Raw genomic sequence first — 13,688 nt, forward strand, 5'->3', positions numbered from 1 at the left:
TCTGTCAGGTGGGTGGGCGCCACCCCAGGATCGGATCCATCTGCCGCAGGACCAGGTCGGGACCGAGCCGGCCGCCGAGGGACATCGCGGAGTTGCGCAGACGTTCGGCGAGCGGACCGTTCAGGCCGGCCATCCGGGCGATCCGGCGGGACGCGCGGGCCACGGCGGTGGTGCGGGCCAGGCGGGCCGCGGAGTACGCGGGAAGATCGTCCGCGTGCCGGGCCAGGACCAACGCGTCCTCGAGGGCCTGGCAGGCGCCCTGCCCCAGGTTCGGGGTCATCGCGTGGGCCGCGTCGCCGATCAGGGCGACCTTCCCGGCGTGGTAACGCGGGAGCGGCTCGTCGAGGCAGCGGATGTCGGTGCGGACCACCTCGGCCGCCGCGGCGATCAGGGCCGGGATCGGCTCGTGCCAGTCGCCGAAGAGGCGCAGCATCTCGGCTTTCTCGTCGGCGGCCCGGCCACCGGCCGGGGCGGGCGCGGTGGCGTAGCAGTAGACCCGGCCGTCGCCGAGCACCGCGGTTCCGAAGACCCGCCCGGCGCCCCACGTCTCCGACGGGATCACGGTCCCGTCCGGGTGCGGGACGACGATCCGCCAGCTCGTCACTCCGGTGTAGACCGGCCCGGGGTGTGCCGGGAACAGCGTGGCCCGTACCGCTGAATGCAGTCCGTCGGCCGCGACCACCAGGTCGGCCGTGAGCGGGCCGTCCGCCGTGCCCACCGTCCCGGTCTCCGCGTCCACGTCGCCGGCCGGCAGGCCGAGCCGCAGCGTGCCCGGCGCCAGGCCGTCGGTGAGCGCGTCGACCAGGGTGGCCCGGTGCACGAGGATGACCGGCTCGCCGTACCGTTCGGCGGCCTTCGTCGCGTCGGTCCGGGAGATCCAGCCGCCGTCCGGGCGCCGGATGCCCGCCGCGCCCTGCAACGCCGACAGTCCGCGGATCCGCTCGCCGACGCCGAGCGCGTCGAGGACCCGCAACGCGTTGGGGGCGACCGCGAGACCGGCGCCGACCGGTTCCAGACGGGACGCCCGTTCGCAGACGGTCACCTCCCAGCCGCGCCGCTGGAGCGCCAACGCCGCCGCCAGTCCACCGATTCCGGCTCCGACCACCACCGCATGTGCCATGTCCTGATCCTCGCACCCCGGTCTCCGGGCAGACTGGGGCCATGGACGAGTACGCGATGGCATCGCCCGCTCCCGGCTTGCGTCCTTACGTCGCGTCCTACGTCGGGTACCGGCAGCACGGTCTCGCCCCGGCCGTGCACCGGGGTCTGCCGTCACTCCATCTGACCCTCATCCTGACCTTGGACGAGCCGCTCGTCGTCGCCGCCCACCCGGATCCGCGGCAGGCGCCCGGCCGGTTCGACTCGCTGCTCGGCGGGCTGCATCTGGCGCCCGCGCTGATCACCCACGACGGCAGCCAGTCGGGGGTGGAGATCGCGGTGCATCCGCTCGGCTGCCGGGCCCTGCTCGGCCGGCCCGCCGCCGAGCTCGCCAACGTCGACGTGGACGCGACAGCCGTCTTCGGCGACCGGTTCGTGGCCGAGGTCCGGGAGCGCCTGTCCGCGGCCCCGGACTGGCCGGCCCGGTTCGCCCTGCTCGACCGGGTTCTGACCCGGCGGGTCCGGACCTCGCCGTCGCCGGATCGGATCTCGCAGGCGTTCCATCTGCTGACCCGGGGGTACCCGATCGGCACGGTCGCCGACCGGATCGGCTGGAGCGGCCGTCATCTCACCGACCGGTTCCGCGCCGAGGTCGGCCTGCGCCCGAAGGAGGCCGCCCGGGTGGCCCGGTTCGACCGTGCCCGCCGGTCGATCCGCCCCGGCGTCCGGCTGGCCGACGTGGCCGCCGCGCACGGGTACGCCGACCAGTCGCACCTGGTCCGCGACTTCCAGGCGTTCGCCGGGTGTTCCCCGTCCCGGTGGCTGGCCGACGAGTTCGGTTTCGTCCAAGCGCTCGCCGCCGTCACCGACGACGATGGGAGGCATGACTGACATCTCGACGCCCGCGCCACAGGTGTGGCCCACGGTGATCGCGAACGACGCCCGTGCCCTGATCCGTTTCCTCGTCGACGTGTTCGGTTTCGAGGAGACCGTCGTGCACGGTGACGGCGACATCGTCCACCACTGCGAACTGTCGTGGCCTCCCGGCGGCGGCATCATGATCGGCTCGGTAGGCGGCGACCCCGGGAACCCGTGGAGCCGACTGCCGCCCGGAGCGTTCGGCGCCTACGTGGTCACCGACGACGTCGACGCCCTGCACGACCGCGCGGCCGCGGCCGGAGCCGAGATCGTCCGCAAGCTCAACGACACCGATTACGGCTCCCGCGAGTTCACGGCCCGCGACCCGGAGGGCAACCTGTGGTCGTTCGGCACGTACCGCGGGGCGCCGCGCGGGAGGGGCTAATCGCGGCGGATCAGCCCCTGCTCGATGGCGGTGGCGACGGCGGAGGCCCGGTCGCGGACGCCGAGTTTGGCGTAGGCGTGCAGCAGGTGGGTCTTCACCGTGGCCTCGCTGATGAAGAGGCGGCCGGCGGTCTCCCGGTTGGTGCAGCCGCGGGCGATCAGGGTCAACACCTCGATCTCGCGGTGGCTCAGCGGCTCCTTGGCCGGGGAGCGGAGCTGGCCCATCAGCCGGCCGGCGACGGCCGGGGACAGCACCGACTCCCCGCGGTGGGCGGCCAGGACGGCGCGGAAGAGGTCCTCGCGCGGGGTGTCCTTGAGGAGGTAACCGGTGGCGCCGGCCTTGATCGCCGGGAGCACGTCGCTGTCGGTGTCGTAGGTGGTCAGCACCAGGACACGGGCCGAACTGCCGCGGGACCGCAGTTCGCGGATGGTGCTGACACCGTCCAGGACCGGCATGCGCAGGTCCATCAGGATCACGTCGGGGGTGACGGCCTCGGTGACGGCGAGGGCTTCCCGGCCGTCACCGGCCTCACCGAGGACGGTGAAGCGGTCGTCGCCGTCGAACATGCCGCGCAGCCCGTCCCGTACCACCGGGTGGTCGTCGACGATGACGATCCTGATCATGTGGTTCCCCCGATCGCGAGGGCGGGCACGCACGCGGAGATCGCGGTGCCGGCGCCCGGTTCCGATTCCACCTCGAGGGTTCCGGCGATGCGGGTGAGGCGTTCCCGCATCGCCTGCAGTCCGAATCCGCCCTGCTCGGTGATCTCTCGTGGCGTGGCGAGGTCGAAGCCGGCGCCGTCGTCCCGGACGTCCAGCGTGATCACGTCCTCCATGTAGGACAGGGTCAGCCCGACCCGGCCGGCCGCGGCATGCCGGGCGACGTTGGCCAGGGCCTCCTGGGCGGTCCGCAACAGCGTCGTCTCGATCTCCGGCAGCATCGGCCGGACCGTCCCGGTGACGGTCAGGTCGGCGCGCACCTCGTGCAGGCCGGACCAGGCCTGCACGACCTCGTCGAGCGCTTCGGGCAGGCGGGCCTCGTCGAGCTGCTGCGGGCGCAGCGCCTGCACCGACCGGCGGGCCTCGGTGAGGCTCTCCCGGGCGAGGCGTTTCGCGGCGGCCAGGTGCCGGTCGCGTTCGACCGGGTGCGACTCGGCGGCCTCGAGCTGGGTGACGATGCCGGTCAACCCCTGAGCGAGCACGTCGTGGATCTCGCCGGCCATCCGCTGCCGCTCGTTGAGGACGCCCGCCTCGTGCGCCTGGACCAGGAGCTGGGCGTGCAGTCCGGCGTTCTCCTGGAGGGCGGCGGCGAGTTTCGCGTTGGCCTCGGCGAGGGCGTCGATGCGGTTCTCGCGCCGCTGCGAGCGCTGGTCCTCGCGGACGCTCACGTAGGTCATGATCCCGGCGATCAGCAGGTTGGCGGCCAGGACCGTCACGTAGATGACCGGGCCGTCGTCGTCCGCGTACGTCTGCGGGCCGCCGACCTGGGACAGGGCGTTGATCGCGGCGACCGGGACCACCCCGGCCAGCTGCCAGAAGCCGGGCATCGCGTAGCCGACGAAGATGTAGCCGGTCCAGGTGAAGATGCCGAAGAGCGGGCTGCACAGCACGAGCAGCAGGCCGATGGCCAGCCAGCCGGCCAGGAAGACGATCATCAACGGCCGGCGGTCGGCCCAGGCCGGGTGGAGGTCGATCCACCAGGCCATCCAGCCGGCGGCGAGCGCGGTGACGGCCAGGCTGACGGGCAGGCCCTGCTGGGGCAGTTCCTCGACGTTGCGGGCCAGGAACGTCAGCAACAGCGCGCCGAACAGGGTTCCGTACGTCAGGAGAGGGCGCCAGAGGTCCCAGTCGTAACCGCCCATGCCGTCCAGCGCCTTCGGCTGCCCCATCGTCACTCCCAGCGGAAGAACTTCACCGCGGCGGCCCCGCAGATCACCAGGTATCCGATGAGTACGGTAATCGACAGGAACGCCGGCGACTGTCCCGCGAGGGCGTCGGTCATCAGATCCTGCCCGGCCGCGAACGGGGTGAAGTCGCCGAGCCGCCGCAGCAACTCGGGCATCAGCTCGCGCGGCACCCACAGCCCGGCCAGGAACATCAGCGGGAAGAACAGGAACGTGCCGATCGCGTTGGCGGTCTTGCCGGACGGCGCCACCGCGGCCAGCAGCAGGCCCACCGCGAACGCCCCGGAGCAGTTGAGCAGGATCGCGACCAGGAGCAGCAGCGGCGACTCCGGGATCGGCACGTCGAAGGCGAGATTGGCCACTGTGTACACGAGAACGGCCGACACCAGCACGGTGAGCAGGTTCATCGCCAGTTGGGCGCCGAGGAGCAGCCCCGGCCGTACCGGAGTGGTGGCCAGCCGGCGCAGGATGCCGCGTTCCCGGTAGGTGGCGAGCACCGAGGGCAGGCCCTGCAGGCCGATGATGCCGATGGCGAGGCCGAGCGCCAGCCCGGCGTAGACGTCGATCAGCCGGAGCCCGCCGAGCTCCGGCGGGGTCTCCTGCATGGTCGGCACGTTGCCGAGGATGGCGATCAGCAGCACCGGGAAGAGCAGGGTGAAGAAGATGTAGACCGGTTCGCGGAAGGTGATCTTGAGTTCGGTCAGGGTCAGCTTGAGAAAGACGGACATGGTGATCACTCCCCGCGGGTCAGGTGGACGAAGGCGTCATCGAGGCTGGCCTGTTCCAAGGTGAGCTCGGCGGCGACGATGCCGTCGCGGGCGAGCACCGAGATGACGGCGTGCAGCAGGTTGCCAGACCCGACGACCTCGATCCGGGATCCCTGGCGGCGCAGTTCGCGCACCTCGGGCAGCTCGGTGAGCAGTTCGTCGGCGAAGTCCACCGACGGGCGGAACCGGATCCGCTGCTCGTCGCCGGCCCGCTGGACCAGGCCGCCCGGGGTGTCCAGGGCGACCACCTCACCCTTGTCGATCACCGCGATCCGGTCGCAGAGACGCTCGGCCTCCTCCATGAAGTGGGTGACCAGCAGCAGGGTGACCCCACGGTCGCGGATGCCGGAGATCAGGTCCCAGGTGTCCCGGCGGGCCTGCGGATCGAGGCCGGTGGTCAGCTCGTCCAGGATGGCGATCTCCGGGTTGCCGAGCAGCGCCAGCGCGATCGAGAGGCGCTGCTTCTGACCGCCGGAGAGCTTGCCGTACCGGGTCTTCACCTTGGCCGTCAGCCCCAGGTCGCCGACCAGCCCGCGCCAGTCGGCCGGGTTCGGGTAGAACGAGCTGTACAGCTCCAGGGCCTCGCGGACGGTCAGCTTGTCCTGGAGCTCGCTCTCCTGGAGCTGAACGCCGACCCGGGAGCGGAGCGCCTTGTCGCCGGCCCGGTGGCCGAGGACGGTGATGGCGCCGGAGTCGGGGGTGCGCAGCCCGGAGATGCACTCGACGGTGGTGGTCTTGCCGGCGCCGTTCGGGCCCAGGATGCCGAAGATCTCACCGGGTTCGACGCTGAAGGAGACATCGCGTACGGCGACCGTCTCGCCGTACCGTTTCGCCAGGTTCCGGACCTCGATGACTGTCATGCATAGAGCGTCGCCCGGCGGGGCATGCGCCCGAATCGAACAGCAGGCGATCCTCCCCATCCACCGATCGGTGGATGGGGTCCTACACCGTCGTCTCCTCGGCGGTCGCCGGGGTGCGCCGCAGGCTCGTGTAGACCGAGCCGATCTGGGACGCCACCCGCTTCCACGAATACGCCTGCCGGGCCCGGTCCAGAGCCGCGGTCGCGTACGTGAACCGCCGCACCTTGTCGTTGATCAGCCTGCGCAGCGCCCCGCCGAGCGCCCGCGGGTCCCGGCCCGGCACCAGGTCACCGGTCAGGCCGTCGACCACGGTCTCGGTGAGGGTGCCCTCGGCCGCCCCGACCACGGGGACGCCGCAGGCCATCGCCTCGAGCGCCGACTGCTCGTCCCACGGGCTGGCGACCAGCACGTCCGCCGAGCGGTACCAGCTGGGCAGGTCCCGGTCCGCCACCGAGCCGACCAGCTTGAACCGGTCGGCGACCTTGAACTGCTCGGCCATCGACCGCAGCAACCGGGCGCCCGGGTCGGCCGGCAGCTGATCCGGCGCCGGCCCGCCGACGACCACCACCTCCGCGCCCGGGACGTACCGCATGGCCTGGATGACGTCGCCGAACCCCTTGCGCTCGACGAGCCTGCCGACCGACAGGATGCGGGGACGTTCCGGATCCCGCTCGACCGACGGCCCGTCCGGGGTGAAACGGTCGCTGTCGACGCCGGACGGCACGACCGTCAGCCGGGACCGGGGAACCCCGATCCGGACCAGGCCGTGCAACTCGTCCTGGGTCTGCGCGACCACCCGGTCGACGGCCCGGCCCAGGGCGCGCTCGTAGCCGGCGCGGGACGGGCCCGGCGCCATCGCCTCGCCCTCGCCCAGCTCGTGGAACGACTGCACGACCGGGATGTCGATCTGCTTGGCGGCGGTGACCGCGGCCAGGCCACCGGTCCAGAAGTGGGCGTGCACCACGTCCGGCGTCCAGCCGTCACGCCACTGCTCGCCGAGCACCCGGGCGAACTCGCCCATGTGCGGCAGCAGCAGATCGGACGGGATGGGGCGGACCGGACCCGCGACGACGTGCACCACGTGCACCCCGCTCGGGGTGATCACGACCTCGGCGACGTCCGGGTCCTCGCGGCGGATGTACACGCGCACGTCGTGCCCCAACTCGGCCAGCGCCGCCGAAAGGTCGTCGACGTGAGCGTCGGGTTCGGAGATCATCGCAATGCGCACGGGGTCTCCTCCAGCGGGCCGTGGTGGGGGTACGGGCCGACCAATGCCCTACAGCCGGAACCGTAAACATGGATGGCCTGTTACAGGACGCGTGAGCAGGGTAAACCGGTTCACGTGGCAATCGTGTCGAGAACCGTCCAGGCCCCACCCGACCGGGTCTTCGCCGTCCTCGCCGACGGCTGGAGCTACAGCGACTGGGTGGTCGGCACCGTACACATCCGCGACGTCGAGCCGGCCTGGCCGGCGCCCGGCGCGAAACTCCATCACAAGGCCGGCCCGTGGCCCCTGTCGCTGCACGACGCGTCGACGGTGCTCGACTGCGTCCCCGCCGAGCGGCTGCGGCTGAAGGCCGGACTGTGGCCGCTCGGCGAGGCCCTCGTCGACATCCGGCTGACCCCGCTCGCCGACGGCACGACCCGGGTGGTGATCGAGGAGTCGTTCACCGACGGACCGCTGGGCTGGGTCCAGAACAAGCTCAACGACCTGGTGCTGCACCGCCGCAACGTGGAATCGCTGCGGCGGCTCGCCGACATCGCCGAACGTCAGCGGTAGATCGCCCGGTTCGCTGCGTCGATCGCGGCCCGGTACAGGCCGCCGGTGAGACCGCGGTCCCGGGCCAGGGCGGCCCGGGCCGCGTTCGCGCCCGGCGCGCCGTGCACACCACCGCCCGGATGCGCCGAGGCGCTGCCCAGGTAGAGACGGTCGACCGGGGTGTCCGGCCGGCCCAGGCCCGGGATCGGCCGGAGGAACAGCTGCTGGTACGCGGCCGCGGTGCCGCCACCGAGCGCCCCGCCCACCAGCGACGGGTTCTCCCGCTCCATGTCACCCGGCGCGAACACGTGCCGGGCCAGCACCCTGCTCCGGAACCCGGGCGCGTGCGCCTCCACGACCGCCTCCATCCGCTCCACGTGCTCGGCGATCTCGTCGGCGTGCCACGACTTGCGGTGCGGGAGGTGGGTGTACGCCCACATCGACTCCGTCCCCGCCGGCGACCGGCTCGGATCCGCCGTCGTCATCTGCCCCAGCAGCAGGAACGGGTCCGGCGGCACCTCGTCGGTCGCCAGATGCGCCGCATAGCGGGTCAGCCCGTTCAGGTCGGCGCCCAGATGCACCGTCCCGGCCCGCCCGGCCACCGGGTTCGTCCACGGCACCCGGCTGCCGACCGCCCAGTCCACCTTGACGGTCGCCCCGTCCCAGCGGAAGTGCGCCAGGTCCTCGGTCATCCGCGGCGGCAGCCACCGGTCGCCGACCATGTCGAGGAAGAGCGCCGGGGCGGGCACGTCGGCGATCACCGCCCGCCGGGCACGCCAGTCCCGGCCGTCCGCCGTCCGGACCCCGACCGCCCGCCCGCGGGCCACCAGGACCCGGCTCACCGGCGCCTCGTAGACGATCTCCCCGGGGAATCTCCGCACCAGCGCCGAGGTGATCTCCTGCGCCCCGCCGACCGGCGCCGGCCAGCCCACCTCCTGCCCGAGCATCGCCAGCAGCCAGCCGTAGACGCCGCCGCCCGCCTCCTCCGGCGACAGGTCGGTGTGCAGGGCGCAGCCGGCCAGCGCGAGCGCCCCGCCCTCCCCGTCGAACAGCTCCGAACCCAGCTCCCGCACCGACAGCACGAGACGCCGGGCCAGGCGCAGCGACCCGGACAGGCGCAGCCGCCGGACGAGGCCGAGCCCGGTGCGCACCGGTGGGAACGGGGTGAACAGCGTGTCCAGCATCGGCGCCGACACCGACCGCCACTCCGCGAAAGCGTTGCGCCAGCGGTCACCGTCGCCCGGCGCGAACTGCTCCATCGACGCGGCGGTCCGGTCCACGTCCCGGCTCACGGTGGCGGCACGGCCGTCCGGGAGCAGATGGGTGAACACGTCCGGGGAATGCGCCCACTCCAGATTCAGCTCGAGCGACTTCAGCACCGGGGAGGCGTACCCCAGGGGATAGAAGGCACTGAAGAGGTCGGACAGGTAACCCGGCGCGGTCAGCTCCCCCGAGCGCACCGCCCCGCCCGGATGCGGGGCCGCCTCCAGGACCCGCACCGTCCAACCTGCGTCTGCCAGCATGTTCGCCGCCACGAGACCGTTGTGCCCGGCCCCGACGACGATCGCGTCAACGGTCTCCACATCGGGAAGCTACCCGGCGTTTAGGACATCTACCGCCGGGCACCCAACGAATCATGGAACGGGTCAGCACGAAGCACGGCGCCATCCTCGACGAGCAGATGGCCCGGGAGTCACCCCGGCTGGCGGAGGCCCCGCCCGGCGGCTACGGCCGCGATGTGCCGGATGGTGTCGGCAGCCCGCACGGCGAGGCGTTCAGCCGCTTCGGCACCTACATCGGCCTGTCCGCGTTTCCCGGGGACCGCGCGGCGCTGGAGCGTTCGGCGCGCGCCCTCGAGGCCCCGGACGACGTGATGCGGCGCCTGTCGGCACTCCCGGACGGGACGGTCTACGAGAACGTCGCCCAGGTGTGGGACGCGAGTGAAGGGAGAAACGCATGAGCACGGTCACCGAGTTCGTTGACGTCAACGTCCCGGTTCGCACCGCGTACAACCAGTGGACCCAGTTCGAGGACTTCCCCAGATTCATGGAAGGGGTCAGCGAGATCCGGCAACTCGACGACACCCACATGCACTGGAAGACCGAGATCGCCGGCGTCAAACGCGAGTTCGACGCCGAGATCACCGAACAGCTGCCCGACGAGCGGGTCGCCTGGCACGCGACCGACGGCGAGAAGCAGGCCGGCGTGGTCACCTTCCACCGGCTCGACGACGGTCACACCAGGGTCACCGTCCAGATGGACTTCGACCCGCAGGGCATCGTCGAGACCGCCGGGGACAAGCTGGGCATCATCGACCGCAAGATCAAGGGCGACCTGCACCGGTTCAAGGAGTTCATCGAGAGCCGCGGCGGGATCGAGACCGGCGCCTGGCGCGGCCAGGTGGGCCGGCCCGGCATCTGAACCCGCCTTCTCACCACTCATGGAACGGCCGCCCGTAGGCGGCCGTTTCCGCTTCCCCGGAACGGGTACCCACCCGGTATGACCGATTCCCACGAGAACGACGGTGTGTGGCGCGACGAGGAGCGGCTCCCGCTCGACCAACTCAACCAAGCCATGGCCAGCTGGGACACCGACGGCCAGAACGACCCTAGCGACAACGACAGCGGCCAGGAAGCCTCGGTTGCGACAAGCGAGCGGCCTTCGACCACCGGACACACCGGACCCCATTGATCTTGTACGACCTACGCGAGGTCCCGTGACCACGACGGCCCGGTCCGCGTGACACCGGACCGAAGCCCGGCTTCCGGGCTGAGGCGGCTCTCACCGCTTCAGCCCGCCCGGCTCCTCCCCGCTCCGACCCCGCCGCGCTCTTCTCCCCAGCGCCTCTGCTTCACCACGGTCGCCTTTGCGGGGCAGCCTCGCCTTTCACCGCGGTCACCTCAGCGCCCGCCTCACTTTTCACGGCGGGTCACCCCAGCACCCCCGCCTCACCTTCGCCACGGCCGCCTCAGCGCCCGCGGCCTCGCCTTTCACGGCGGTCACCTCAGCGCCCGCCGCTTCGCCTTTCACCACACGGCTCCCTTTCCGGGTGCCTGGATCGGCGGCGGAGACCGCCTCTCCCAGCGCCTCACTCGTCGGCGGAGGCCCGGACCCGGGTGATGATCAGTGCGCCGAGGCCGCCGTGGGCGCGGATGAGGTAGCGGTCGGCGGCCTGCCGGAAACCCGGCTCCCGCAGCACGGCACCCGCCGCGGTGCCGTTGTTGGCGGTCCACGGCGTCTCCACCGATCCCGCGCCGTGCGCGAACCGGATCCGCACCGGCGCCCGCCCTCGCACCGACACCGTCGCCGTGCCGACCCCACCGGCGAACGTGACCGGCACCGTCCCGCGCGGCTCCGGCAACCACAGCCGGGACAGGCCCGCCGAACCCACCACGACCCGCCGCACCCGGCCCTCCCGCAGATTCAGATGCTGCTCACCGGCACCGGCGGGAAGCCGGATGTCCCAGCGGACGTTCCGGTTCAGCACGATCCACACCTCGTCGAGCCCGGCGTCCCCGGTCGCCGCCAACCGCACCACCACCCGGGCGCCACGCCGGCTCACCACCGGGGCGATCCCGGCATCCGGCGCGGTGCTGATCCGGTAGAGCAGGCCCGGCAGCGGAGCCAACCTCACCCGAACCCGGCTAGCGGCGTCACCGAGAGTGAGCCACGCCACCTTCCGGTTCAGCAGCGGACCGGTGGCGACCCGTTCCGGCGGCCGCGGCGCCAGCGCTACCGGGGAGACCGGCGGAACCGGCTCAGGCACCATATGAAGAGCCGTCAACCCTCCGGCAGCCAGTACCGCGAGCCCGGCGACCACGACGATTGAGCGGTGGAGACGCAAGTCCGAGGGCACCATCGGACAACGGAGAATCGGCCGAACGGGTGACGGCGATCCGTCCATATCGAGCCAGACTGTCCGAGTGCGATCTGTCGGTTTCCTCTCTGAGCGTCAACGCCGCCTCGCGTGGCTGGGTTTTCTCCTCGCTTCCTTCCAGGCACCCCTGGCAGCGAAACTCGTTGATGACGCTTCCTGGTTCCTCGCCGTCGTGGTTGCCCTCGTGGTCGCCACGGTGATCATCGCCGATGACGCCCAGCGTCGCCGGCCCGAACCGGCCGACTACGTGGAGTAATCCTCCACCACCTCATCGCCGCCGGGGACCTCCCGGGTCCCTACTCAGCCGACCTTGGGCTCACCGGCTCCGCGCCGCCTCAGCGCCCCTTCGGCACCACCGGCATCGCGTGCCGCAGCGCGCCCTTCGGCACCACGGGCATTCCGCGGCGCACCGCCCCCTTTCCGCGCCACCGGCATCCCGGGCCCTGCCGCACCACGCCCTTTCCGCGCCACCGGCATTCCGCAGCGCACCGCGCCGTTTCGACGCGGCCCCGATGGTGCGCCGTCCCGGCCAGCCCTCTCGGCGTGGCCAGGATTCCGCACCAGGCCCCAGCCGAGGCCTCTCGGCGCTTCGCCATCACCGCGCCGCCACGCTTCGGTGACGACCGGGATCGGCCCTGCCTCCCGGCGACGCCACCGCCGGAATCGGGCGTTCTCCACCGGCAGCGCCCCGCCTTCCCCTGATCAACGGCACCGGTTCTCCCGTCGACGGCACCGCGGAGGCCAGCCGACGTTGATCTCGTCGCGTGGCGTCGCGGGTGCTCCTGGCCGCTGCTCAGCCGAGGTCGTCCGGTCGCGCTTCGTGGCCGCGGCGGCCGTGCGTGCGACGGCGTTCCTTCAACTGCGCCTCGTAGAGGTGCCGCCGCCCGCCGACGAGCCGCTCCCGCGCCTCCCGTTCCATTTCACGGAACTCGCTGTAGTACCCGTCGTCGAACTCCTCGACGATCTGGAACGTCCAGTGGCCCGGAATGACGTTGCGCCCGATCAGCTCACGCTGGATCCGCTCCGCCATCTCGCTGTGCCCCGCCTGCATGAACAGCGACACGGCCTCGTCCAGGGCGAAATCCGCGGTCCCGATCAGCTGGTGCGCGCTGTAGAGATGCCCCCGCACCCGTTCGACCGTCTCCAGCGCCTCACTCAGCTTCCCCAGTGCCTCCACTGTCACGTCGTCGACCCCGTCCGGCGGCTGATGCGCCGAGTCCGGCCCGTCCTCGGCCGGCCGGCCGTTCCGCTTCCCGAGATCGTCCTGCCCTGTGACCGTCACCGGACTGCCCCTCCTTCAGGCCCGCTTGCTCTGGCGAACCAGCAATTTCCCGGCCCTGGCGACTTCAACCGGCCTGCAACGTGGAAGGACCCGTCGGTCACCCTGCGCTCCCTAACGTTCTTCTCATGAATGGCCTGTTCAGCAACGCCGCCGCCCGTGCAGCTCAGCGCTCCGCCCACGCCTCGCTCGCCGACCTGACCGCCGCCATCGGGGTCTCCGGTCTCGCCGCCGCCCAGGCGAACCCCGGCCTGATGTCGATCGTCGACCAGCACGCCGCCGGTATCCGGGACAGCCTCGACGCCGACTCCCGCCCGCTGACCGCGATCCTGCTCGCCGCTTACGCCGAGGGCGTCCGCGACGCCGCTTTCCAGCACGGCTGGACCGCCCCCGAGGGCCCGATCGACTGGTCCGACAACGACTGGGTCCTCCGCCGTCTCCTCGCCGTCTGCACGCTGGCCAGCTCCCTCCCGGCACCGCGCTGACCATCTGACCCACCCGGTCCCGGGCCCGCGACGTGACAGTCCCGGGTCCGCGACCTCGAAGCCCAGGCCGGGCTCTTCGGCCACCCCGCAACCGAATCCCGACCCTCAGGGCCGGCACCGGACTCCCGGTGCCGGCCCTTCGTCATCGCCCGCACCGCCCGATCAAACCGCTCACCTACCGGCCTACTCCGCCGGTCAGGCCCTGCCGTTCACCTACCGGCCTGCCCCGCCGGTCAGCCCCTGCCGCTCACCTACCGGCCTGCCCCGCCGGTCAGCCCCTGCCGCTCACCTACCGGCCTACCTCGCCGGTCAGCCCCTGCCGGTCACCTACCGGCCTACCCGGCCGGTCAGCCCGTG

Annotated in this window: 17 protein-coding genes; 8 read left to right on the plus strand and 9 right to left on the minus strand. The window is 72.1% G+C overall.

Annotation, left to right across the window (positions count from 1 at the left end; genetic code table 11):
- Nucleotides 1–4 precede the first annotated feature (4 nt).
- Nucleotides 5–1,120, minus strand: a complete 1,116-nt coding sequence (locus Aut01nite_RS08080; RefSeq protein ID WP_043525954.1) for an FAD-dependent oxidoreductase — start codon at nucleotides 1,118–1,120, stop codon at nucleotides 5–7.
- A 41-nt stretch (nucleotides 1,121–1,161) separates the two neighbouring features.
- Between Aut01nite_RS08080 and Aut01nite_RS08085 the strand changes: the two genes are divergently transcribed.
- The gene (locus Aut01nite_RS08085; protein ID WP_043525956.1) at nucleotides 1,162–1,989 is read left to right on the plus strand and encodes an AraC family transcriptional regulator; all 828 of its coding nucleotides are present in this window, start codon (nucleotides 1,162–1,164) and stop codon (nucleotides 1,987–1,989) included.
- Nucleotides 1,982–2,401, plus strand: coding sequence for a VOC family protein (locus Aut01nite_RS08090; RefSeq protein ID WP_152628752.1), 420 nt, complete (start codon nucleotides 1,982–1,984; stop codon nucleotides 2,399–2,401). Before Aut01nite_RS08085 ends, Aut01nite_RS08090 begins: the two co-directional genes overlap by 8 nt.
- On the opposite strand, the gene Aut01nite_RS08095 is transcribed toward Aut01nite_RS08090, so the two are convergent.
- The 5 genes from Aut01nite_RS08095 to Aut01nite_RS08115 all read right to left on the minus strand — a co-directional run bounded on the left by Aut01nite_RS08095 (nucleotide 2,398) and on the right by Aut01nite_RS08115 (nucleotide 7,159).
- Nucleotides 2,398–3,024, minus strand: a complete 627-nt coding sequence (locus Aut01nite_RS08095; RefSeq protein ID WP_043525958.1) for a response regulator — start codon at nucleotides 3,022–3,024, stop codon at nucleotides 2,398–2,400. The two genes, Aut01nite_RS08090 and Aut01nite_RS08095, sit on opposite strands and share 4 nt — an antisense overlap.
- Nucleotides 3,021–4,289 (minus strand): sensor histidine kinase, encoded by a 1,269-nt coding sequence (locus tag Aut01nite_RS08100; RefSeq protein ID WP_043525960.1) that lies wholly within the window; start codon nucleotides 4,287–4,289, stop codon nucleotides 3,021–3,023. The genes Aut01nite_RS08095 and Aut01nite_RS08100 overlap by 4 nt, the downstream gene beginning before the upstream one ends.
- 2 nt (nucleotides 4,290–4,291) lie before the next feature.
- Nucleotides 4,292–5,032 carry an ABC transporter permease gene (locus Aut01nite_RS08105; RefSeq protein WP_043526104.1) on the minus strand — a complete coding sequence of 247 codons (741 nt, stop codon included), beginning with the start codon at nucleotides 5,030–5,032 and terminating at the stop codon, nucleotides 4,292–4,294.
- A 5-nt stretch (nucleotides 5,033–5,037) separates the two neighbouring features.
- On the minus strand, nucleotides 5,038–5,931 hold the full coding sequence (locus Aut01nite_RS08110; RefSeq protein WP_043525963.1) for an ABC transporter ATP-binding protein: 894 nt from the start codon (nucleotides 5,929–5,931) through the stop codon (nucleotides 5,038–5,040).
- 82 nt (nucleotides 5,932–6,013) lie between these two features.
- Nucleotides 6,014–7,159 (minus strand): glycosyltransferase, encoded by a 1,146-nt coding sequence (locus Aut01nite_RS08115; protein ID WP_043525964.1) that lies wholly within the window; start codon nucleotides 7,157–7,159, stop codon nucleotides 6,014–6,016.
- 123 nt (nucleotides 7,160–7,282) lie between these two features.
- Here Aut01nite_RS08115 and Aut01nite_RS08120 point away from each other — a divergent pair, with 123 nt between their 5' ends.
- The gene (locus tag Aut01nite_RS08120; protein ID WP_307837475.1) at nucleotides 7,283–7,711 is read left to right on the plus strand and encodes an SRPBCC family protein; all 429 of its coding nucleotides are present in this window, start codon (nucleotides 7,283–7,285) and stop codon (nucleotides 7,709–7,711) included.
- Here the strand turns inward: Aut01nite_RS08120 and Aut01nite_RS08125 are convergent.
- A complete protein-coding gene (locus Aut01nite_RS08125) occupies nucleotides 7,702–9,273 on the minus strand; it encodes a phytoene desaturase family protein (RefSeq protein ID WP_043525968.1) in 1,572 nt (523 codons plus the stop codon). The genes Aut01nite_RS08120 and Aut01nite_RS08125 overlap by 10 nt on opposite strands.
- Before the next feature lie 53 nt (nucleotides 9,274–9,326).
- On the opposite strand from Aut01nite_RS08125, the gene Aut01nite_RS08130 reads away from it, so the two are divergent.
- From Aut01nite_RS08130 to Aut01nite_RS08140, 3 genes are all read left to right on the plus strand, one after another.
- Nucleotides 9,327–9,650 carry a DUF2795 domain-containing protein gene (locus Aut01nite_RS08130; protein ID WP_043525969.1) on the plus strand — a complete coding sequence of 108 codons (324 nt, stop codon included), beginning with the start codon at nucleotides 9,327–9,329 and terminating at the stop codon, nucleotides 9,648–9,650.
- On the plus strand, nucleotides 9,647–10,111 hold the full coding sequence (locus Aut01nite_RS08135; protein ID WP_043525971.1) for an SRPBCC family protein: 465 nt from the start codon (nucleotides 9,647–9,649) through the stop codon (nucleotides 10,109–10,111). The genes Aut01nite_RS08130 and Aut01nite_RS08135 overlap by 4 nt, the downstream gene beginning before the upstream one ends.
- Nucleotides 10,112–10,189: 78 nt before the next feature.
- Nucleotides 10,190–10,381, plus strand: a complete 192-nt coding sequence (locus Aut01nite_RS08140; RefSeq protein WP_043525973.1) for a hypothetical protein — start codon at nucleotides 10,190–10,192, stop codon at nucleotides 10,379–10,381.
- A gap of 397 nt (nucleotides 10,382–10,778) precedes the next feature.
- On the opposite strand, the gene Aut01nite_RS08145 is transcribed toward Aut01nite_RS08140, so the two are convergent.
- Nucleotides 10,779–11,324: a hypothetical protein gene (locus tag Aut01nite_RS08145; protein ID WP_236642745.1), complete on the minus strand. Its 546-nt coding sequence runs from the start codon at nucleotides 11,322–11,324 to the stop codon at nucleotides 10,779–10,781.
- A 289-nt stretch (nucleotides 11,325–11,613) separates the two neighbouring features.
- On the opposite strand from Aut01nite_RS08145, the gene Aut01nite_RS08150 reads away from it, so the two are divergent.
- Nucleotides 11,614–11,823: a hypothetical protein gene (locus Aut01nite_RS08150; RefSeq protein ID WP_043525976.1), complete on the plus strand. Its 210-nt coding sequence runs from the start codon at nucleotides 11,614–11,616 to the stop codon at nucleotides 11,821–11,823.
- A 537-nt stretch (nucleotides 11,824–12,360) separates the two neighbouring features.
- On the opposite strand, the gene Aut01nite_RS08155 is transcribed toward Aut01nite_RS08150, so the two are convergent.
- On the minus strand, nucleotides 12,361–12,750 hold the full coding sequence (locus Aut01nite_RS08155; protein WP_152628758.1) for a hypothetical protein: 390 nt from the start codon (nucleotides 12,748–12,750) through the stop codon (nucleotides 12,361–12,363).
- 224 nt (nucleotides 12,751–12,974) lie between these two features.
- Here Aut01nite_RS08155 and Aut01nite_RS08160 point away from each other — a divergent pair, with 224 nt between their 5' ends.
- Nucleotides 12,975–13,331 (plus strand): DUF6401 family natural product biosynthesis protein, encoded by a 357-nt coding sequence (locus tag Aut01nite_RS08160; protein ID WP_043525979.1) that lies wholly within the window; start codon nucleotides 12,975–12,977, stop codon nucleotides 13,329–13,331.
- Nucleotides 13,332–13,688 lie beyond the last annotated feature (357 nt).

It is taken from the genome of Actinoplanes utahensis, assembly GCF_016862455.1.
GTDB classification, from domain to species: Bacteria; Actinomycetota; Actinomycetes; order Mycobacteriales; family Micromonosporaceae; genus Actinoplanes; species Actinoplanes utahensis.

Coding starts and splice junctions, on each gene's coding strand:
- Aut01nite_RS08080 (WP_043525954.1), bottom strand. CDS start 1,120: ATGGCACATGCGGTGGTGGTCGGAGCCGGAATCGGTGGACTGGCGGCG.
- Aut01nite_RS08085 (WP_043525956.1), top strand. CDS start 1,162: ATGGACGAGTACGCGATGGCATCGCCCGCTCCCGGCTTGCGTCCTTAC.
- Aut01nite_RS08090 (WP_152628752.1), top strand. CDS start 1,982: ATGACTGACATCTCGACGCCCGCGCCACAGGTGTGGCCCACGGTGATC.
- Aut01nite_RS08095 (WP_043525958.1), bottom strand. CDS start 3,024: ATGATCAGGATCGTCATCGTCGACGACCACCCGGTGGTACGGGACGGG.
- Aut01nite_RS08100 (WP_043525960.1), bottom strand. CDS start 4,289: ATGGGGCAGCCGAAGGCGCTGGACGGCATGGGCGGTTACGACTGGGAC.
- Aut01nite_RS08105 (WP_043526104.1), bottom strand. CDS start 5,032: ATGTCCGTCTTTCTCAAGCTGACCCTGACCGAACTCAAGATCACCTTC.
- Aut01nite_RS08110 (WP_043525963.1), bottom strand. CDS start 5,931: ATGACAGTCATCGAGGTCCGGAACCTGGCGAAACGGTACGGCGAGACG.
- Aut01nite_RS08130 (WP_043525969.1), top strand. CDS start 9,327: ATGGAACGGGTCAGCACGAAGCACGGCGCCATCCTCGACGAGCAGATG.
- Aut01nite_RS08135 (WP_043525971.1), top strand. CDS start 9,647: ATGAGCACGGTCACCGAGTTCGTTGACGTCAACGTCCCGGTTCGCACC.
- Aut01nite_RS08140 (WP_043525973.1), top strand. CDS start 10,190: ATGACCGATTCCCACGAGAACGACGGTGTGTGGCGCGACGAGGAGCGG.
- Aut01nite_RS08160 (WP_043525979.1), top strand. CDS start 12,975: ATGAATGGCCTGTTCAGCAACGCCGCCGCCCGTGCAGCTCAGCGCTCC.